This is a genomic window from Tenacibaculum sp. XPcli2-G, assembly GCF_024124505.1.
In the GTDB taxonomy this organism is placed as follows: Bacteria; Bacteroidota; Bacteroidia; order Flavobacteriales; family Flavobacteriaceae; genus Polaribacter; species Polaribacter mesophilus.
In genome coordinates this window covers 629,052-648,584 of record NZ_JAMXSH010000002.1, presented here as the reverse complement: position 1 = coordinate 648,584, position 19,533 = coordinate 629,052, and the positions used below count along the sequence as shown (strand labels likewise).

Annotated in this window: 17 protein-coding genes; 7 read left to right on the top strand and 10 right to left on the bottom strand. The window is 31.5% G+C overall.

Features of this window, described 5'->3' with window-relative positions; all coding sequences use genetic code 11:
• Positions 1–114: 114 nt before the first annotated feature.
• Together NH341_RS07620 and NH341_RS07615 are read right to left on the bottom strand one after the other, a co-directional pair.
• Complete coding sequence (locus NH341_RS07620) at positions 115–693, bottom strand: NAD(P)H-dependent oxidoreductase (protein ID WP_159614069.1); 579 nt, start codon at positions 691–693, stop codon at positions 115–117.
• A 62-nt stretch (positions 694–755) separates the two neighbouring features.
• Complete coding sequence (locus NH341_RS07615) at positions 756–1,322, bottom strand: Crp/Fnr family transcriptional regulator (protein WP_047788623.1); 567 nt, start codon at positions 1,320–1,322, stop codon at positions 756–758.
• A gap of 196 nt (positions 1,323–1,518) precedes the next feature.
• On the opposite strand from NH341_RS07615, the gene NH341_RS07610 reads away from it, so the two are divergent.
• From NH341_RS07610 to clpX, 4 genes are all read left to right on the top strand, one after another.
• Complete coding sequence (locus NH341_RS07610) at positions 1,519–1,866, top strand: phage holin family protein (protein ID WP_047788622.1); 348 nt, start codon at positions 1,519–1,521, stop codon at positions 1,864–1,866.
• Between the two features lie 131 nt (positions 1,867–1,997).
• Positions 1,998–3,320 (top strand): trigger factor, encoded by a 1,323-nt coding sequence (gene tig / locus NH341_RS07605; RefSeq protein ID WP_253056284.1) that lies wholly within the window; start codon positions 1,998–2,000, stop codon positions 3,318–3,320.
• Between the two features lie 129 nt (positions 3,321–3,449).
• Positions 3,450–4,109 (top strand): ATP-dependent Clp endopeptidase proteolytic subunit ClpP, encoded by a 660-nt coding sequence (clpP, locus tag NH341_RS07600; RefSeq protein ID WP_047788620.1) that lies wholly within the window; start codon positions 3,450–3,452, stop codon positions 4,107–4,109.
• Between the two features lie 44 nt (positions 4,110–4,153).
• Positions 4,154–5,392: an ATP-dependent Clp protease ATP-binding subunit ClpX gene (clpX, locus tag NH341_RS07595; protein WP_047788619.1), complete on the top strand. Its 1,239-nt coding sequence runs from the start codon at positions 4,154–4,156 to the stop codon at positions 5,390–5,392.
• Between the two features lie 73 nt (positions 5,393–5,465).
• Here clpX and NH341_RS07590 read toward each other — a convergent pair whose 3' ends face one another.
• Positions 5,466–6,383 carry a leucine-rich repeat domain-containing protein gene (locus NH341_RS07590; protein WP_047788618.1) on the bottom strand — a complete coding sequence of 306 codons (918 nt, stop codon included), beginning with the start codon at positions 6,381–6,383 and terminating at the stop codon, positions 5,466–5,468.
• 137 nt (positions 6,384–6,520) lie between these two features.
• Here NH341_RS07590 and dnaG point away from each other — a divergent pair, with 137 nt between their 5' ends.
• Positions 6,521–8,530: a DNA primase gene (gene dnaG, locus NH341_RS07585; RefSeq protein WP_047788617.1), complete on the top strand. Its 2,010-nt coding sequence runs from the start codon at positions 6,521–6,523 to the stop codon at positions 8,528–8,530.
• A 47-nt stretch (positions 8,531–8,577) separates the two neighbouring features.
• Here the strand turns inward: dnaG and nadE are convergent, their stop codons facing one another.
• Positions 8,578–9,366, bottom strand: a complete 789-nt coding sequence (gene nadE / locus NH341_RS07580; protein WP_253056282.1) for an NAD(+) synthase — start codon at positions 9,364–9,366, stop codon at positions 8,578–8,580.
• A 92-nt stretch (positions 9,367–9,458) separates the two neighbouring features.
• Here nadE and gldB point away from each other — a divergent pair, with 92 nt between their 5' ends.
• Both gldB and gldC read left to right on the top strand, forming a co-directional pair.
• The gene (gene gldB / locus NH341_RS07575; RefSeq protein WP_173360536.1) at positions 9,459–10,421 is read left to right on the top strand and encodes a gliding motility lipoprotein GldB; all 963 of its coding nucleotides are present in this window, start codon (positions 9,459–9,461) and stop codon (positions 10,419–10,421) included.
• Entirely contained in the window at positions 10,421–10,759 is a 339-nt protein-coding gene (gene gldC, locus NH341_RS07570) for a gliding motility protein GldC (protein ID WP_125069024.1), read from the top strand. Before gldB ends, gldC begins: the two co-directional genes overlap by 1 nt.
• A gap of 27 nt (positions 10,760–10,786) precedes the next feature.
• Here the strand turns inward: gldC and folK are convergent, their stop codons facing one another.
• From folK to NH341_RS07540, 6 genes are all read right to left on the bottom strand, one after another.
• The gene (folK, locus tag NH341_RS07565; RefSeq protein WP_159614059.1) at positions 10,787–11,917 is read right to left on the bottom strand and encodes a 2-amino-4-hydroxy-6-hydroxymethyldihydropteridine diphosphokinase; all 1,131 of its coding nucleotides are present in this window, start codon (positions 11,915–11,917) and stop codon (positions 10,787–10,789) included.
• A 280-nt stretch (positions 11,918–12,197) separates the two neighbouring features.
• Positions 12,198–14,426, bottom strand: a complete 2,229-nt coding sequence (locus tag NH341_RS07560) for a polyribonucleotide nucleotidyltransferase (protein ID WP_047788612.1) — start codon at positions 14,424–14,426, stop codon at positions 12,198–12,200.
• A 187-nt stretch (positions 14,427–14,613) separates the two neighbouring features.
• Positions 14,614–14,883 carry a 30S ribosomal protein S15 gene (gene rpsO / locus NH341_RS07555; protein ID WP_047788611.1) on the bottom strand — a complete coding sequence of 90 codons (270 nt, stop codon included), beginning with the start codon at positions 14,881–14,883 and terminating at the stop codon, positions 14,614–14,616.
• A gap of 129 nt (positions 14,884–15,012) precedes the next feature.
• Positions 15,013–15,870 (bottom strand): acetyl-CoA carboxylase, carboxyltransferase subunit beta, encoded by an 858-nt coding sequence (gene accD, locus NH341_RS07550; RefSeq protein WP_173360535.1) that lies wholly within the window; start codon positions 15,868–15,870, stop codon positions 15,013–15,015.
• Positions 15,871–15,921: 51 nt separating this feature from the next.
• Positions 15,922–16,980 carry a class II fructose-bisphosphate aldolase gene (gene fbaA / locus NH341_RS07545; protein WP_047788609.1) on the bottom strand — a complete coding sequence of 353 codons (1,059 nt, stop codon included), beginning with the start codon at positions 16,978–16,980 and terminating at the stop codon, positions 15,922–15,924.
• Between the two features lie 95 nt (positions 16,981–17,075).
• Positions 17,076–19,529, bottom strand: coding sequence for a BamA/TamA family outer membrane protein (locus NH341_RS07540; RefSeq protein WP_047788608.1), 2,454 nt, complete (start codon positions 19,527–19,529; stop codon positions 17,076–17,078).
• Between the last annotated feature and the right edge of the window lie 4 nt (positions 19,530–19,533).

The window sequence follows — 19,533 nt, the reverse complement described above, 5'->3', positions numbered from 1 at the left end:
ATCTCATAAAAATATGAATGTAAATATATAAATAGTAATTGTAGGATTTTAGCATATAACTATTTAAATTTTAACATAAACTAGTATTTTTTTAACCAAAAAAAGAAAGTTGAGTTATTGTTTGTTTTTACCTAAAGTATATACTTTACGTAACCATAAGTTTCTTTGTTTAGGAGTTGAATCTTTTATTACTGAAAAGAAAGTAGTTTTTACAGGAGTTATACCGCAAAATTCTAAGGTTCCCTTTTTAAACTGTCTAATAGCGGGTCTTTTCATAAAAAGATAATCATACCAGCTTGGAGTGTCAGAAGTTATGATAAGTCGAGCAGTTTTACCTTTTAAAAGTTTTTTAGGAAAAGGTTTTCCTTCGATAGGTTGAAAAGTTATTCCAGGTAAAAAAGCTCTATCAATAAAACCTTTCATTATAGCAGGGTAACCAGCCCACCAAATAGGAAAAAACCATACAATATGATCTGCTTTTTTAATTTTAGTTAAAGCTTCTTGTAAATCAAGTTCAAGTTCCGTTCTTTTTCGGTAACCAAATTTAAGGTTGGGATTAAAGTTTAAGTCAGTGATGGTAATTTCTTCAATAATAGCATCGGTTTCCAAAACGCCTCTTTTGTAAGAAGCTGCCAGTGCATGGTTAAAACTTTCTTTATCAGGATGTCCGTTTATTAATAAAATATGCTTCATAATATAGTTAAGATTATAATGCAAAGTACGGGTGGTTTTACAAGTCTAAAAAGGACAATTGTCTAATAAAAAACCGATTTTCTAATTCGGCTTAAATGTCGTTGTGTAATTCCTAAATAAGAAGCTAGGTACTGTAATGGGATGGTTTTTAGGTAGTTTGGGTGCGTTTCTAACAGTTTTTTGTAACGGTTTTCAGCGCTTTCATTTTGCAAAACAAATATTCTGTTTTCAAGATTTATATATTCTTGTTCAGCAAATATTTTAAAAAGGCGTAGCCAATTGGTACTTGAGTTTTCTAGTGCTACAAATTGTTCTTTGGTAATGATGTATAGTTCAGCGTTGGTTAACGCTTGAATATTTTCATTAGTTTTTGTTTGAGAAATAAAAGATGAATATGCAGTAACAAATGAGTTTTCTGATAAAAAACAATAAGTAGCTTCTTTTTCGTCAGACGAATGATAAAACGACCTAAAAATACCAGAAGTTATAAAAGCTACTTCTTTGCAAGTGTTACCTTCTTGAATAAAAAAATCACCTTTGTTAAGTTTTTTATATCTAACTAAATTTACAAAGTTGTCTATTTCTTCTTCGGAAAGAATATTATAAGAGGCCAAGTGTTTTTTGAGCATTTTATTGTTTTAATTAAAAATAAGACGAAGTTAAAATAAAAATCCATCAAAAATTAAAACAAAGCTTTAAACCTGTCAAAACAGCAGGTTTCTGTTTTGGTATGGTTATGGTAAAGTATATGAAGTGTTACGAATTAATAGTTTCAGTGAAAAAGAGTAAATTTATAATTCATAACCAATTAAATAAAAAAGAAATATGAAAACATTTTTAAAAGTATTGTTAACGGCATTAGCAGTAATTGTATTGGCAAATATTTTACCAGGAGTAACAGTAGCTAGTTATACAACTGCAGTAATTGTAGCAGTAGTAATTGCGTTGTTAAACCTGTTTGTACGTCCGTTGTTAGTGTTTTTTACACTACCAGCAACCATCGTTACATTAGGGTTATTCTTATTTGTGATTAATGCAGTGATTATATTATTGGCAGATAAATTAGTGTCAGGATTTGCAGTTAGCGGATTTTTTACAGCACTCTTGTTCAGTGTGTTGCTGTCAATTTTCAGATCGTTAATGTTTTCACTATTAAAAGAAGGAGACGAATAAGTAACCTAAAACATTAAAAACTAGAAAATAAGGGAAGTAAAAAAGATAATATTCTTATAGCTAAAAGTCTTGGTTATCAATAAATAAAGTAGTAATTTTGCACCCGATTTTTTAAGAAACAGATTTTTAAGATGAATATAACAAAAGAAAACGTAGATGCATTAAATGCAGTTGTAAAAGTTGATATTGTTGCAGAAGATTATCAAGATAAAGTAACAAAAGTATTAAACGATTACCGTAAAACAGCTAACATTCCTGGTTTTAGAAAAGGTCATGTACCAATGGGAATGGTAAAGAAGCAGTACGGAAAATCAGTAATGATTGATGAGGTAAACAAGCTTTTACAAGAGTCGTTAAACAAATTCTTAGTTGAAGAGAAGTTAGATATCTTAGGTAACCCATTACCAAGAGTTCAAGAAGATTTCAATTGGGATGCAGATAAATTCTCTTTTGAATTCGAATTAGGATTAGCTCCTGAGTTCGACGTAAACTTACAACCGAAAAACAAAGTAACTCAATATAACATTGTTGCTACAGACGAGTTAATCGAAAAAGAAGTTGAAAACATTCAATCTCGTTACGGTAAAATGTCTGCTAAAGACGAAGCTACAGAAGAAACTAACGTTACTGGTACTTTCGTAAACGAAGAGAAAGAAATCAACAAAAAATCTACAATTTCTGTAAAAGATATTAAAGGAAAAACAAACTTAAAAAAGTTTGTAGGTGCTAAAGTTGGAGACGTTTTAGAATTAAAAACTAAAAACTTATTTGAAGACGAGCACAAGTTACAAGGAGCTTTAGGAGTATCTCACGATGAGGTTCACGATTTAGACATTCCTGTAACATTTACTATTGAAGAAATTACTGAAATAGAGCCAGCAGAATTAGATCAAGAGTTATTTGATAAGTTATTTGCTGACGGAAGTGTAAAAACTGTAACTGAATTAAAAGACAAAATTAAAGAAGACGCAGAAAAGCAATTCCAACAACAAGCAGATCAACAATTGTTAAACGCAATTACTGAGAACTTAGTTGATAATACTAAGTTTGATTTACCAGTTGAGTTCTTACAAAAGTGGTTACAAACTGCAGGAGAAAAAGAATTAACTGCTGAAGAAGCTGTTGAAGAATATAACAAGTCTGAAAAAGGATTACGTTACCAATTAATCGAAGGAAAGATTATGAAAGATAACGACATCAAATTAGACTATGCAGAGTTAGTAGACTATGCAAAAGGATTTATTAGAGCTCAAATGGCTCAATTTGGAAACATGAATCCAGAAGAAAAAGAGTTAGATGATATCGCAGGAAGAATCTTACAAAATCAAGACGAAGCTCAAAAATTACAATCTCAATTAATAAGCCAAAAATTATTAGCTTTTTATAAAGAAAACATGAGCTTTGATACAAAAGAAGTTTCTTACGAAGATTTCATTAAAGAAGTATACAAGTAATAGTTAATTACTAAAATTATAAATAAAAACCTGAATGTACATTCAGGTTTTTTTAGCCATTAACAGTAACAAAATACTAAAGAAATAGTTCTTATATTTACATCTTTATAACCCAAAAACATTTTAAAAATGGATTACGGAAAAGAGTTCGAAAAATACGCAACAAAACACCACGGAATAAATAGTAATTACTTAGGAAAAATAACAAGTAGCTTAACTCCATATATTATGGAAGAACGCCAAATGAACATTACTCAAATGGATGTTTTTTCTCGTTTAATGATGGATAGAATTATTTTTTTAGGTACTGGAATTAATGACCAAGTAGCCAATGTAATTCAAGCACAATTATTGTTTTTAGAAAGTGTAGATGCATCAAAAGATATTTCAATTTACATTAATTCACCAGGAGGTGGTGTATATGCTGGTTTGGGTATTTACGATACTATGCAATTTATTAAACCAGATGTAGCAACAATTTGTACAGGTATGGCTGCTTCAATGGGAGCTGTATTAATGTGTGCAGGAGAAAAAGGAAAGCGTTCAGCATTACCACACTCTCGTATTATGATTCATCAGCCACTAGGTGGAGCACAAGGACAAGCATCTGATATTGAAATTACAGCTCGTGAAATTTTAAAATTAAAAGATGAGTTGTACGAAATCATAGCTAAGCACTCAGGTCAAACAGTAGAAAAAGTAAACAAAGATTCTGATAGAGATTATTGGATGAAGGCCGACGAAGCAAAAGCATACGGTATGGTAGACGAAATTTTAACTAGAAAATAATAAACAAGCTAATAGCATTGAGCTATTGGCAATAAGCTGATAAGATGTCGAAAGAAGAAAATTTACAATGTTCCTTTTGCGGGCGTAAAAAACCAGAAACCGATTTATTAATTGCTGGTTTAGATGCACATATATGTGATAAATGTATAGAGCAAGCCTATGGAATTGTAGAAGAGGAAATAGCTGAAGCTAAAACAAGCGATTTATCAAAAGATTTAACCTTGAAAAAGCCAAGAGAAATCAAAGCTTTTTTAGATGAATATATTATAGGGCAAGATCAAACCAAAAGAGCTATGTCTGTAGCTGTATACAATCATTATAAAAGATTGTTACAAACTAGAGATGATGAAGATGAGGTAGAGATAGAAAAATCGAACATTGTTTTAGTAGGAGAAACTGGAACAGGAAAAACCTTAGTGGCTCGTACAATTGCTAAAATGCTAAATGTACCATTTTCTATCGTAGATGCAACTGTATTAACACAAGCAGGTTATGTAGGAGAAGACGTAGAAAGTATTTTAAGTCGTTTGTTACAAGCAGCAGATTACGATGTTGAAAAAGCAGAAAGAGGTATAGTATTTATTGATGAAATAGATAAAATAGCTCGTAAAGGAGACAATCCATCAATTACACGAGATGTTTCTGGAGAAGGTGTGCAGCAAGCTTTATTAAAGTTATTAGAAGGAGCAGTTGTAAATGTGGCTCCTAAAGGAGGAAGAAAGCATCCAGAACAAAAGTTTATTGAAGTAAATACTAAAGATATTTTATTTATTGCAGGAGGAGCATTTTCTGGAATTGATAGATTTATTAGTAAGCGTTTAAATATGCAAGCAGTTGGTTATAGTGCTTCGGTAGAAGAAGATAAAATTGACCACGATAACTTATTGCAATACATTACACCTCTAGATTTAAAGTCTTTTGGTTTAATACCAGAAATCATTGGTCGTTTACCAGTATTGAGTTATATGAATCCGTTAGATGAAAAAACACTTAGAGCTATTTTAACAGAGCCTAAGAACTCAATAATCAAACAGTATACAAAACTGTTTGCAATGGATGATGTAACGTTTGAAATGACTGAAGATGCATTACAATTTATTGTTGATAAAGCAGTAGAGTATAAACTAGGAGCTCGAGGATTACGTTCGTTATGTGAAGCTATTTTAACCGATGCGATGTTCGATATGCCAAGTTCTGAAGAAAAAGAATTTAAGGTAACAAAAGAATATGCTGAATCTAAATTAACAAAATCGGCATTAAAAAAATTAAGAGCAGCATCTTAAAAATATTAATTGAAAGAAATAAAAAAAGCCATCAAATTTGATGGCTTTTTTAGTACGTTTGAAACTAAATATGTTATTCTGTTTTATGAAGCTTACTATATTGCTGTATCCATTTAGTAATCTCTTCGTCTTTAATATCATATTTGTACATAAGATCTTCTCTTATCTGCTTTAAGTATGTTTCGTTTAATACGCTTTTTTCATATTCAGAAACAACCAATTTTATAAAGCTTTCGGCATACTTTTGTACAGGTTTTTTTATTTCTTTAGGTTTGTTTTCAGTAGTTTCTACTTTATCTTCTTGTTCTACAACAATCTCTTCTTTTGCTACCTTGTTGTTATCAGAAACAGTACCATTACTGGTTGTATATGTAGTTTTTTCGTCTTTATACCATCCTTGAGGAATGTTAGCTAATTGCTTTTCACTAACAATTATAGTTTTAATTTTATTACCAGTAACATCCATACTTTCTAAGTTAGGGCAGTTTGAAACGTCTAACGTAGTAAGTTGATTGTAACTAGCGTATAAACTTTGAATGTTTGGGTTTTCACCAAGTATTAAAGATGTTAATTTGTTATAATCACAACTTATATAAGTTAAATTATGATTTTTGCTAACATCCAAACGTTCAATTTTATTTTCACTACAGTTTAAAAAACTAATAGAAGAGCTTTGTGATAAATCAATTTTAGTAATTTCATTGCCAAAACAATCTAAACGTCTTAAATTAGGAAAACTTTCTAAGCCTGTTAAGTCTTTAATTTTAGAATATACATTAGGTAAATCTTTATTAGTAACAGGATCATTAACATTTAAGTTGGTAACATACTCAGCATCACTAATTGTAATACTACCATTCAAACCATTCGAGTCAATTTTTAAGTTAATTAAACATTCTTCTAAGCCAATATCAGGAATACGAATTGTTTCTTGTGAATATATGTTAAATGCAAAAAAAGTTGCAAAACAAGCTGAAGTAATTATTTTCATTAATTTGTATTTGGGGAAATTTTTGTCAAAATTATGTAATTATATGTTTTTAGCAAATTAAATTTGCCTAGAGTTTTGTAACAATAAAATAACTTTTAAAACTAGTAGTATATTTGTTTGCTGTATTTCTGTAGTATATGATAACCCAACAGACCATTGATAAAGTTTTTGAGAACGCTCGAGTAGAAGAGGTGATAGGAGAATTCGTTCAGTTAAAAAAATCAGGAAGTAACTTTAAAGGGTTAAGTCCGTTTACTGACGAACGTACTCCTTCGTTTATGGTATCGCCTGTAAAACAAATATGGAAAGATTTTAGTACGGGAAAAGGAGGGAATGCAATTTCATTTTTAATGGAACACGAGCATTATACCTACCCAGAAGCAATAAGGTGGTTAGCTAAAAAATACAATATTGAAATTGAAGAAACCGAGCAGTCTGATGAACAAAAACAGCAGATGAATGAGCGAGAAAGTATGTTCCTGGTTTCAAAATTTGCCAAAGACTACTTTCATGATGTATTAATGAATACACAAAACGGAAGAGCAATTGGGCTGTCTTATTTCAAAGAGAGAGGATTTAGAGAAGATACTATTGAAAAATTTGATTTAGGGTATTGTAAAGACGAATGGGATAATTTTACCAAAGCAGCATTGGACAAAGGGTATGATTTAAAATATCTAAAATCTACAGGTTTAACGATTGTAAAAGAAGGAGGAGTAGAAGATAGAAAGTTCGACCGATTCAAAGGGCGTGTGATGTTTCCTATTCACAGTATGTCTGGTCGTATTTTAGGTTTTGGAGGTAGAATACTTACTAACGATAAAAAGGCCGCAAAATACCTCAATTCTCCTGAGAGTGATATCTATCATAAAAGTAAAATTCTTTACGGTCTATACCAAGCTAAAAAAGAAATAGCGAAAGAAGATAACTGCTTTTTAGTAGAAGGATATACTGATGTAATTTCATTTCATCAATCAGGAATTGAAAATGTCGTAGCCTCTTCTGGTACAGCATTAACACCCGATCAAATTCGTTTGGTAAATCGATTAACACAGAATATAACTGTGCTTTTTGATGGTGATGCAGCTGGAATTAGAGCCTCAATTCGTGGAATAGATTTAATTCTTGAGCAAGGAATGAATGTAAGGGTAGTAGCTTTTCCAGAAGGTGAAGACCCTGATAGTTTTGCTAAAGCGCATTCGAATGCTGAATTAAAACAGTATTTAGAAGAGAAGTCACAAGACTTTATAGAGTTTAAAGTTTCTTTATTAATGAAAGAAGCGGCGAACGACCCTGTAAAAAAAGCAGGTTTAATTCGAGATATAGTTACAAGTATTTCTAAAATTCCTGATGGTATTCAACGGGAAGTGTATGTGCAAGAGTGTGCACGTATTATGGACATTTCTGAAAGAGTATTATTTAGTGAGTTAGCCCAGTTGTTAAAAAAAGGAGCAACAGCAACGAGAAAGAGTAGTGCAGGGCAAGACCCTAACCAACCACCTTCAGAATACTTTCAAGAGCAAGGACAAGCTTCAATGGAAGCAATAAAAGGAGGAAAAGGGAAGTTGCAACACAATATCAACCAATTAAATATTCTTGAAAAAGAGGTTATTAGAATATTGTTGTTATACGGAAATGAAGTTGTTGATTTTGTAAACTGGGTAGATGCAGTTGATGAAAGAGGACGTCCATTTTTAGAAAAAGAAGAATATCAAAATACAGTTTCAAACGAGTTGTACTTGAACTTACAAGAAGACGAAATAGAGTTTACCAACGAAATATTTCGATTAACATATTATGAGTTAATTCATCAATTAAATCAAGATGAAAAAATTAAAGTAGATCATTTGGTAATGCACGAAAATCCGCAAATATCTAGCTTAGTAACGAATATTTTGATGGATGAAGAAAAATACAATCTAAGTGATTGGGAACGAAAAGAGGTTTTTGTAACGGAAACAGTAAAAATTCTTCCAAAGTTAGTAACGGATGCTATTTTAAACTTACGTAGAGTTTTGATTGAAGAAAAAATTAAAGAAATCCTACAAGAAAGCCAAGAGCAAAAAGCAGTGCCTAATCTAGAAGAAATAGGTAATTATACAGGGTTGAAAAAACGTCTTTTTGAAAAATTAAACCGTGTAATCTAAATATCACTTACTAAGAATAAAATTAATAGAAAAGTAAAATTATTTTATTATTTAAATTCTTTAGGAATTTCACATATAGGAATTGGAATCATTTTATGCTGATTAATTCGGTTGAGACGTGTATAAATTTTATATACTTCTAACTCTCTACCAGAAAAATCATCCAAAGTTTTACCCGCATTTTGCATTTTCATTGCCCATTCTAACTCATCATATGAAGCTCCAATTTGGTCTTCATCAGTTCTACTATCTCCAAACAAACCATCGGTAGGTTGTGCTTTTTGAATAGAAGAAGGAACATCTAAATATGCGGCCAATTCATATACTTCTGATTTAACTAAGTCGGCAATTGGGCTTAAATCGACACCGCCATCACCGTATTTAGTGTAAAAACCTACACCAAAATCTTCTACTTTATTACCAGTACCTGCCACTAATAAACCGTGTAAACCAGCAAAATAATATAAGGTTGTCATACGCAAACGAGCACGAGTGTTTGCTAGAGCCAAATCTACTTTAGGAGAAGGTTCAACTGGTGGTACTACAGTTTTAAAGTCTTCAAAAGTAGAGGTCAAATTTACTTCAGCTTCGCTCACATTACTAAAACGTTCTTTTAATAATTTAATATGCTCATTAGCTCTACTTACTTGGCTTTTAGCTTGATGAATAGGTAGTTCGACGCACAACGTAGGTAAACCAGTTTTAGCACACAAAGTAGAGGTAACTGCACTATCAATACCACCAGAAATTCCTACAACAAAACCATTCACTTTTGCATTAGTAGCGTAATCTTTTAACCAATTTATAATGTGTTCAGCAACCTTAGGAGTATTCATTTTTGTGATATTTTAAGAGTTTACAGTTAAGAGGTAAAAACTAATTTAGTAATTTCGACGTTGTAATTTAGAATGTAAATATACTAAAGTTCATGAGAAAAATTTTAGCACTAGTTGCCTTAGTTTTTATAAGTTTTTCATGTAAAAACGAAGAAAGTAATAAGTTAGATGTTGATGTATCTAATATTAGTGTAAATGTCAATTTAGAACGTTTTGATGTTGACTTTTATACAACTAAAACAAACGAGCTTACTAAGACAAAAGAAAAGTACCCGATGCTTTTCCCTCCACAACCTGATAGTGTTTGGATAAATAAGATTAATAATAAAGATGAGCAAGAATTATTTGCTGAAACTCAAAAGGTTTTTTCTGATGTCGAAGAAGAAAAGGAGCAGTTAATATCATTATTTAAACATGTAAAATATTATAATCCAAGGTTTGTTAGTCCGAAAGTGATTACCATGCTAACAAATATTGATTATAATAACAGAATTGTATATACGGATAGTTTGTTGTTGGTTTCTTTAGATGCTTATTTAGGTGAAAAACATGAGTTTTATAATGATTATCCAGCTTATGTAAAACAAAATAATACTAAAAAGCACATCGTAGTTGACGTTGCCAAGGCTATAGTAGGTAAACAAATGCTACCTAGTATGGCAAGGAGTTTCATAGATAAAATGATTTATCGAGGAAAAAAAATGTATTTGCTAGATGCTTATTTACCTAATGTAGCCGATGCTGTAAAAATAGGGTATTCACAAAAAAAACTAGAGTGGGCAGAGAGTAATGAAGAACAAATATGGATGTATTTTATAGAAAAAGATTTGTTGTACAGTACTAGTAAAGATGTAGATAAACGCTTTTTAGATTTAGCTCCTTTTTCTAAGTTTTATATGGAAGAAGATAGTCAATCTCCAGGAAGAATAGGAGAGTGGATTGGTTGGCAAATCGTACGTTCGTACATGCAAAAGAATGATGTATCTTTGCATCAATTATTACAAACGAGTGAAGAGGAGATTTTCAAAAACTCAAGATATAAACCAAAAAGATAATGGCGATAGAACATACATCAAAAATAACATTTAAAGTAGGGTTAGACGAAAATAGAATTCCAGAAGAAATTACTTGGAATGCAGAAGACGGAGGTATAAAAGATGAAGCTTCAAAAGCAATTATGCTATCTGTTTGGGATCATAAACAAAAAGATACGTTACGTATGGATTTGTGGACTAAAGATATGCCTGTAGATGAAATGAAGCAGTTTTTTCATCAAACCTTAGTGTCTATGGCAAACTCTTTTGAAAGAGCTACAAATGATGAAAAAATGAGTGCTACCATGCGTGATTTTTGCGATTACTTTGCTGAAAAGCTAGAGTTAATTAAGAAATAAAAAAAGCAGCTTTAAAAGCTGCTTTTTTTATGCGTTGTAATTTTTTATCTTATTAATAATTGTTTCATAATCATTAGAATTGTTTACAAAATCTAAATCAGAAACATCAACAATTAGGATGTTTAAATCAGGTTGTGTTTTAATGAAATTACTGTAACCATCATGGATTTTTTGTAAATAACTTGCTTCTATATTTTGTTCGTAATCGCGCCCGCGTTTTTTAATGTTTTCTAATAAACGCTCAGTATTTTGATATAAGTACACATATAAATCAGGCTTTGTGATTTCTTTGTACATTAAATCAAACATTTTTCTGTACAATTTATACTCATCACTATGTAAAGTAATTTGAGCAAAAATAAGTGATTTAAAAATGTAGTAATCTGAAACAATAAAATTTTTAAATAAATCGAACTGTGCTAAATCATCAGAAAGCTGTTGGTAACGATCTGCTAAAAAACTCATTTCTAAAGGAAAAGCATAGCGTTCATTGTCGTTATAAAACTTTGGTAAAAACGGATTGTCCGCAAAACGTTCTAAGACAATTTTAGCATTGAATTCATCAGACATCATATTGGCTAATGATGTTTTTCCGGCACCAATATTACCTTCAATAGCTATATAATTATACTTTTCGGTAATAGGAATTGGCCTTTCTAATTTTACATCTAACTTGATAATTTCAGAAGTGTCTGCGCAGTTTTCTAAACAAATGTATAAATGCTTTTTTTCAATTGGATGAATAACATTACGAGCAATTTGAACCAAAGGAACTAAAGCAAATTTACGATCTAACATTCGTGGATGTGGTACGATTAAGGTTTTAGAGAAGATAATCTCATCATCAAATAATAAAATATCTAAATCTATTAACCTATCAGAATATCCTTCGGTATTTTTTCGAGTTCTTCCAAGCTCTTTTTCTATAGAAAGTAATCTAAGTATTAACTGTTCTGGAGGTAAATACGTTGAAACTTTAATACAAGTATTGTAAAAATTATTACTGTCAAATCCCCATGAAGCCGTTTCGTATACAGATGCTACTTTTAATACAGCACCTACTTTATCTGCAATTAAGTTAATTGCTTTCTGAATGTTAGCCAGCTTATCTCCTTGGTTGGTTCCTATAGAAATGTATGTAATTCGTTGTATTTTCATGAATGGGATGCAAAGAAAACTAAAACTAAAAAAAGAAAGGCTAAAAAAAGATTTTTTATTTAAATAAATTTTTCAAAAAAAAGGTAGGGTATTTTATTAGTCACTTGTTATAGTAGTGGATTTCTTTATAGAGTAAGATTTTTATATGATTATTGGGGAATGATCTGAAACAACTCTAAAGTTAAAGGCTGCTAATTTTAGCAGCCTTTCTTCATTTAAAGAAGTATATAAAAACAAAAAAGCAACCTTATAAGGTTGCTTTTTTATATCTAAAGAATTTTTATGATTCTTTTTTATCTTGTCTAGGTTTTCTATCGTCACGACGATTATCGCGATTACGATTATCTCTTCCTTTGTTGTTATCTCTAGGAGGTCTTGCTACATAACCTTCTGGTTTAGGTAATAAGGCTTTACGAGATACTTTTTCTTTACGTGTTTTTGGGTCAATTCCGAAGTATTTTACATCTAAAATATCTCCTAAATTAACAACGTCAGTTACGTTGTTTGTGCGTTCCCAAGCTAATTCGCTAACGTGTAATAAAACTTCATTTCCTGGAGCTTCAGTATATTCTACAACAGCACCAAAATCTAATAACTTCACTACTTTTACTTCATATACAGAACCTTTTTCAGGTTTAAACATCATTGAATCGATGCGAGCAATAACCTTATCAATTCCTTCTTGGTTTGTTCCCAAAATCTCAACGATACCTTCTTCAGTAACAGGGTCTTCGTTAATAACAATCGTAGTTTCTGTTTCTTTTTGTAACTCTTGGATGTGTTTTCCACCCGGACCAATAAATGCTCCAATTAAGTCGTTAGGAATTACTCTATTTACCATTTTAGGTGCATGAGATTTAACATCATCATTTGGAGTAGCGATAGTATCCGTTAATTTTTCTAAGATATGTAAACGACCATCACGAGCTTGTTTTAAAGCTTTTACTAAGATTTCATATGACAATCCTTTAATCTTAATATCCATTTGACAAGCTGTAATACCATCAGCAGTACCAGTTACCTTAAAGTCCATGTCTCCTAAGTGATCTTCATCTCCTAAAATATCAGATAAAACTGCATAACGATCACCATCAGAAATTAACCCCATTGCAATACCAGAAACTGGTTTTTTCATTTGAACCCCTGCGTCCATCAGTGCCATTGTACCCGAACAAACAGTAGCCATTGAAGAAGAACCATTAGATTCTAATACTTCAGATACTATACGAACTGTATAAGGACAATCTTCAGGAATCATTCCTTTTAAAGCTCTTTGAGCTAGGTTACCATGACCAATTTCACGGCGAGAAGTTCCTCTTAAAGGGCGTGCTTCTCCAGTTGAAAAAGGAGGGAAGTTATAGTGTAAGTAGAATTTCTCTTCTCCTTGCATTGTTGGAGAATCTACCATGTTTGCATCTCTAGAAGTACCTAAAGTTACTGTAGCTAATGCTTGAGTTTCTCCACGTGTAAAGATTGATGAACCATGAGTTCTTGGTAAGTAATCTACCTCACACCAAATAGGTCTAATATCAGTAGTGGTACGTCCGTCTAAACGTAAACCTTCATTTAAAGTTAAATCTCTAACAGCTGCTTTGTGTGCTTTACTAAAATATTTTCCTACTAAATCACCGTATTCTTCTAATTCTTCTTCGGTGAACATTGCAATAACCTCTTCTTTAACTTCAGAAAAAGCTAATCCTCTTTCTTGTTTAGAAGTTCCTTTTTTAGCAATGTCATAACATTTTTGGTAAGCTGCATCATGAATTTTTTGTGCTAACTCTTCGTCTTCAGCTTCTCCTTCATACTCACGAGTTTCTTTTTTACCAAAAGCTTCTGCCAATGCTACTTGAGCATCACATTGTACTTTAATAGCTTCGTGTGCCACACGGATTGCTTCTGCCATTTCTTCTTCAGAAACTTCATCCATTTCTCCTTCAACCATTGCAACAAAGTCATTAGAAGCTCCAACCATTAAGTCGATATCCGCTTCAGCTAATTGAGTAGCACTAGGGTTGATAATGAATTCACCATTAATACGCGCAACACGTACTTCCGAAATTGGTGCTTCAAAAGGGATGTCTGATAATTGAATTGCCGCAGAGGCAGCTAAACCAGCTAAGGCATCTGGCATTACTTCTTCATCATGAGACATTAATTGAATCATTACCTGAGTTTCTGCGTGGTAATCTTTTGGGAATAGTGGACGCAATACACGGTCTACTAAACGCATTGTTAAAATCTCCTCATTTGAAGGACGTGCTTCACGCTTCATAAATCCACCAGGGTAACGACCTGCAGCTGCAAATTTTTCACGGTAATCTACCGTTAATGGTAAAAAGTCAATACCTGGATTTGCAGTTCTTGCTGATACAACTGTTGCTAATAACATTGTATCTCCCATCCTTACAACAACAGAACCATCTGCTTGTTTTGCTAATTTTCCTGTTTCTAATGTGATGGTTCTTCCATCTCCAAGTTCTATTACTTGGTTAAATACTTTTGGAATCATAAATTAATTCTTCTAAATTTTAATTCGTTTTTGTTTGTTGTTGTGTTGTTGTTGCTCCAATGGAAAATCAAAATTGTTGTTAGTAATTTTGAGCTTTTTATATATAAATTTCTGTTTGTTAGTCAGAAATAAACTTCATGTAAAAATAAAAAAGAGGCACGTTTATAGAGCCTCTTTTCTTGTAGAATTATTTTCTAATTCCTAATTCTTTAATAATCGCACGATATCTATTAATCTCTTTTTTCTTTAGATAATCTAATAAGCTTCTACGCTTACCTACCATACGTACTAACGAGCGTTCTGTGTTAAAATCTTTACGATTTTTCTTTAAATGCTCAGTTAAGTGGTTAATTCTGTGCGTAAATAACGCGATTTGACCTTCTGCAGTACCAGTATCATTTGCTCCTTTACCGTGTTTTGCGAAGATTTGTTCTTTAACTTCTTTTGTTAAATACATGCCAATATTATTTAAATGATTATTATGTACTCAATGCATTTACATTGAAGATGCAAATGTACGATTATTTTTTTGAATGGTAACGAAAAAGTTAGAAAGCAAAAAAGCTAGCAATCGCTAGCTTTTTTGTTATGCTCTTACAGGTTGATTTTGTATTAAATCTAAATACAAGTTTACCTGTTTTTTTAAGTCTTTTCGTTCGTAAATACCATCTAAGAAACCGTGTTCTAATAAAAATTCAGAACGTTGGAAGCCTTCTGGTAAATCTTTACCAGTAGTGTCTTTTACTACACGAGGTCCTGCAAATCCAATTAAAGCATTTGGTTCAGCAATGTTTATATCTCCTAACATGGCAAATGAAGCTGTAGTTCCTCCAGTAGTTGGATCGGTACATAAAGATATATATGGAATTTTAGCCTCTGCTAATTGCGCTAGCTTTGCAGAAGTTTTAGCTAATTGCATTAAAGAAAGTAAAGCCTCTTGCATACGAGCTCCTCCTGATTTAGAAATCATTAAGAAAGGAATATTGTTTTTGATAGAATGATCAATAGCTCTTGCTATTTTTTCACCAACAACACTTCCCATAGATCCACCAATAAAAGCAAAATCCATTGAAGCAATTACTAAATCTTTTCCCATTGATTTACCAACAGCAGCACGAGCAGCATCTTTTAATCCTGTTTTCTTCTGAGCAGCTTTTAGTTTTTCAGGGTACTTTTTAGTATCCTCAAATTTTAATGGGTCTTTAGCAGATAATTTTGGATCAAGTTCTGTGAACTTATTATCGTCAAAAAATATTTCAAAATATTCTTTACTCCCTATACGCACATGATATCCATCTTCTGGACTTACGTATAAATTTTTTTTAAGTTCGTCTGTGTCAATTATCTTTCCGCTTGGGGTTTTATACCACAAGCCTTTTGGTGTGTCTTTTTTTTCTTCTGTTGGGGTTTGAATCCCTTTGTCTGTACGTTTAAACCAAGCCATAATTTAGTTTTTTAATCTTTAGTTGTTTGGTTTTTCTTTTTTCAAAGAATTTTATAATGTGTTTACATTATTTAGGTCTTCAAAAGCTTTCTTTAATCTAGCTTTAAAAGTTTGTTCTCCTTCACGTAACCATTTACGAGGGTCATAATGTTTTTTGTTAGGAATATCATCTCCTTCAGGGTTACCGATTTGAGATTGCAAATATGCAGATTTTTCTTTCATATAATCACGAACACCTTCGGTAAATGCATATTGCAAATCAGTATCGATATTCATTTTTATAACTCCGTAACTAATTGCTTCACGAATTTCTTCTAAAGTAGAACCAGATCCTCCGTGGAAAACAAAGTCGATTGTGTTATGAGGAACGTTATATTTTTCTGAAATGTGTTCTTGTGAGTTCTTTAAAATTTTTGGAGTTAATTTTACGTTTCCTGGTTTATATACTCCGTGAACATTTCCGAAGGCAGCAGCAATAGTAAATTGTGGACTAACTTTCATTAATTCTTCATAAGCATAGGCTACTTCTTCTGGTTGTGTGTATAATTTAGAGCTATCAACATCTGTATTATCAACACCGTCTTCTTCACCTCCAGTAATTCCTAATTCGATTTCTAAAGTCATTCCCATTTTACTCATACGAGCAAGGTATTCTTTACAAATTTCAATATTTTCTTCTATTGGTTCTTCACTTAAGTCAATCATGTGAGAACTGTATAGAGGTTTTCCTGTTTCTTTATAAAATTGCTCACTAGCATCTAATAAACCATCAATCCAAGGTAATAATTTTTTTGCAGCATGATCGGTATGTAAAATAACAGGAATACCATATGCCTCTGCTAATAAGTGTATATGTTTAGCACCAGCTACTGCACCAGCAATAGCAGCTTTTTCATTATCATTTGATAAGCCTTTACCTGCATTGAATTGAGCACCTCCATTAGAGAACTGGATTATTACAGGCGAGTTAAGTTCTTTAGCTGTTTCTAAAACCGTATTAATTGTGTTTGATCCTACAACATTAACAGCAGGTAAAGCAAAACCTTTTTGTTTTGCTAATTTAAAAATTGCTTGAACTTCTTTTCCGGTGGCAACTCCAGGTTTAATCATTTTTTATTTTGTTTAGTAGTGTGTTACTTAGTTTAAGGAACAAATCTACACTTTTTTATACAAGTTGCGATAAATTTTTATTAGAAAGTACTTTGTTAAAAGGGGTAATTAATACCTATATTTAGCACAGAGTTAGAGAAATTGAAGTTTTGGAACCACTTATTATTAGTTAAATATGGTTCATGTGCTTTGAATCCTAAATCCAATCTTGCAATTAAAAATTTAAAGTCGTAACGAAGCCCGAAACCAGCACCAACAGCCATATCTTTTAACGATTTAAAACCATTAAATTTAGCTGGATCATCAACAAATTCTGTGTTGGTTATATCCCAAATGTTTCCTGCATCAATAAATAAAGCAGACTTTAAAGAACCAAAAACGTTAAAACGGTATTCAAAGCTAGTTAAAAATTTTAAGCTACCAATGTTGTATTCAAGAAGAGGTGCTCTAGTACCAGGACCCAAATCGTAGGTTCTCCATGCACGTATGTCGTTAGAACCTCCTGCAAAATAACTACGAGAAAAAGGAACGCCAGAATTATCATAAGTAAAAATAGCTCCAAGAAAAGTTCTGTGCGCTAAAACATTGTTATCACCTAAATCCCAATATTTTTTATACTCAATATCTGTTTTAAAATATTGAGCAATAGGAATTTTAAAAACAGTTTTTTGTCCAGAACTATTGCTCTTATTTGATAAAAGCCCCATAATATTTCCTGAGTTAGCAACTCTAAACTTAAAAAAAGAAAAGCTAGCATCTTTAATACTTTCTTGATTATTATAGGTATAACTATAGGCTATTTCTGGAATTAAAAAGTCGGATGTTACAATATTATATCTGTTAGCAAGGTTTAAGACGTTTTGAAACTCAATTGGGTTTGATGCTGCAAAATTAGCATCGGTAAGAACGCCTGAAATGAAATTAATTATTTCACCTGAGTTACTAGGGGTATTGTCTGGAAACGTATATGAAGGATCATAAATTTCAGCGACTTCAGATAATTTTCGATATTCAGAATTATATATAGAAAAATAATTATCAACATTTAGATTTCTAATATATTGAGTATTTAATAGTTCTAATTGAATGGATTTTCTTTTGTTATAGTCCCATTTGTAATCTATACCAATAGATATATTTTGTTTATCCAATCCTATGTTTTTTTGAATTCCTATTCCTGAGTAAAACTTAGTTCTAGGAAACATTCTTTTTGGAACCAATTTATGCAATCCGAAAGGAGCCATAAATCGAGGAACTTCTAGTGAAATATCCGAACCAATTTCCCAACCGGGTCCATTATTGGAGTTAAAATAAGAACCAAAAGTAGAGAGTTTAAAAAGCTCAGCACCTTTAAATGTATTTCTATTAGTTAATGAAAACTTTAAAGAAACATCAAAGTTACGAATGTTGGAACGTGATAATTCTGTTTCAAAACCTAAAGTGTATTTTTCTATAGGGGTTAAATATACATTGGCTTCCAGTTCGTTTTCGCTTAATTCATTATATCGAATAGAGGTTGCTTTGAAGTTTTTTAATCCTCTTAAATGTGTGCGTGTTAAATTTCTTAGTGAGTCACTATAAACGGTATTTGGTTTTATGAATAAAGATTGAGATAAGTACTTAGGATTGTATTTTAGTTTTCGAAGTGCGTAAAAATTAATTCCATTATAACTTACACTGTCTTTATGCTTAGAGTTTCTAGTGCTATAATTATAGTCGGTATAAACGTTTACTTTTCTTAATTTCTGAATTTGAAAAGGAATAGTTTTATCAGAAATATTGATATCTACATCGGTTTTTTCATAATTTTTTAAAGTGTCATTTTCAAAGGAGATATAATTTTCATTAAATTGATATATTCCTTTATTCCTAAAAAGTTTTACAAGTCGATTCGCTTCCTTTATAAAGTTGTCATTCTTATAATGATCTCCAGGTTTTAGGTAGCTTTTCTTTTTTGTAAGTTGATATAAAGAATCAAGAACTGGAGATGTAATAAAAGTTTTAATACTATCTAAATAAGAAGGATTCCCTTTGGTAATATGGTAGCTAATTTCTCCTTTTTTCTTACCAATAGTATCTTTTTTAGAGAAAACTTTAGCTCTAAAATATCCTTCAGTTTGAAAGTAAGCTTTCAAGTTATCTACAGTTTTATCTGTTTTTTTATCGTCAATAATAATTGGGGGTTCCCCACTAGTTAAAAACCAATTATTAAAACCAATAAGTGTTTTAGCTACAGCTATACTTTGCTTTTCTGAAAATACATCTTTGTAAAAATTATAGGTTTTTGGATTTTTTTTAGCCCATTCACTAGGTGTTTTTGGAGCTTCGGGATTTCCTAAATTATAAAAATGTAATGATAATGGTATACCCAAAGCCTTAGCGTTAGGGCGTTGTAATAATAATTCAGCAATATTATCACTAGAGTTTTTTACACTATCAATATATACTGTGTTTTTAGCTAGTAATAACTCATTTTTTTTAACATATTTAATTGTGCTACATGAGCTGAATAAGCCTACTAATAAAAAGAAGAAAGAAAGTTTTTTCATTAAC

Bases quoted from the DNA above. Each gene is read 5' to 3' on its own strand.
- NH341_RS07620 (WP_159614069.1), bottom strand. From the start codon at position 693: ATGAAGCATATTTTATTAATAAACGGACATCCTGATAAAGAAAGTTTT.
- NH341_RS07615 (WP_047788623.1), bottom strand. From the start codon at position 1,322: ATGCTCAAAAAACACTTGGCCTCTTATAATATTCTTTCCGAAGAAGAA.
- NH341_RS07610 (WP_047788622.1), top strand. From the start codon at position 1,519: ATGAAAACATTTTTAAAAGTATTGTTAACGGCATTAGCAGTAATTGTA.
- tig (WP_253056284.1), top strand. From the start codon at position 1,998: ATGAATATAACAAAAGAAAACGTAGATGCATTAAATGCAGTTGTAAAA.
- clpP (WP_047788620.1), top strand. From the start codon at position 3,450: ATGGATTACGGAAAAGAGTTCGAAAAATACGCAACAAAACACCACGGA.
- clpX (WP_047788619.1), top strand. From the start codon at position 4,154: ATGTCGAAAGAAGAAAATTTACAATGTTCCTTTTGCGGGCGTAAAAAA.
- NH341_RS07590 (WP_047788618.1), bottom strand. From the start codon at position 6,383: ATGAAAATAATTACTTCAGCTTGTTTTGCAACTTTTTTTGCATTTAAC.
- dnaG (WP_047788617.1), top strand. From the start codon at position 6,521: ATGATAACCCAACAGACCATTGATAAAGTTTTTGAGAACGCTCGAGTA.
- nadE (WP_253056282.1), bottom strand. From the start codon at position 9,366: ATGAATACTCCTAAGGTTGCTGAACACATTATAAATTGGTTAAAAGAT.
- gldB (WP_173360536.1), top strand. From the start codon at position 9,459: ATGAGAAAAATTTTAGCACTAGTTGCCTTAGTTTTTATAAGTTTTTCA.
- gldC (WP_125069024.1), top strand. From the start codon at position 10,421: ATGGCGATAGAACATACATCAAAAATAACATTTAAAGTAGGGTTAGAC.
- folK (WP_159614059.1), bottom strand. From the start codon at position 11,917: ATGAAAATACAACGAATTACATACATTTCTATAGGAACCAACCAAGGA.
- NH341_RS07560 (WP_047788612.1), bottom strand. From the start codon at position 14,426: ATGATTCCAAAAGTATTTAACCAAGTAATAGAACTTGGAGATGGAAGA.
- rpsO (WP_047788611.1), bottom strand. From the start codon at position 14,883: ATGTATTTAACAAAAGAAGTTAAAGAACAAATCTTCGCAAAACACGGT.
- accD (WP_173360535.1), bottom strand. From the start codon at position 15,870: ATGGCTTGGTTTAAACGTACAGACAAAGGGATTCAAACCCCAACAGAA.
- fbaA (WP_047788609.1), bottom strand. From the start codon at position 16,980: ATGATTAAACCTGGAGTTGCCACCGGAAAAGAAGTTCAAGCAATTTTT.
- NH341_RS07540 (WP_047788608.1), bottom strand. From the start codon at position 19,529: ATGAAAAAACTTTCTTTCTTCTTTTTATTAGTAGGCTTATTCAGCTCA.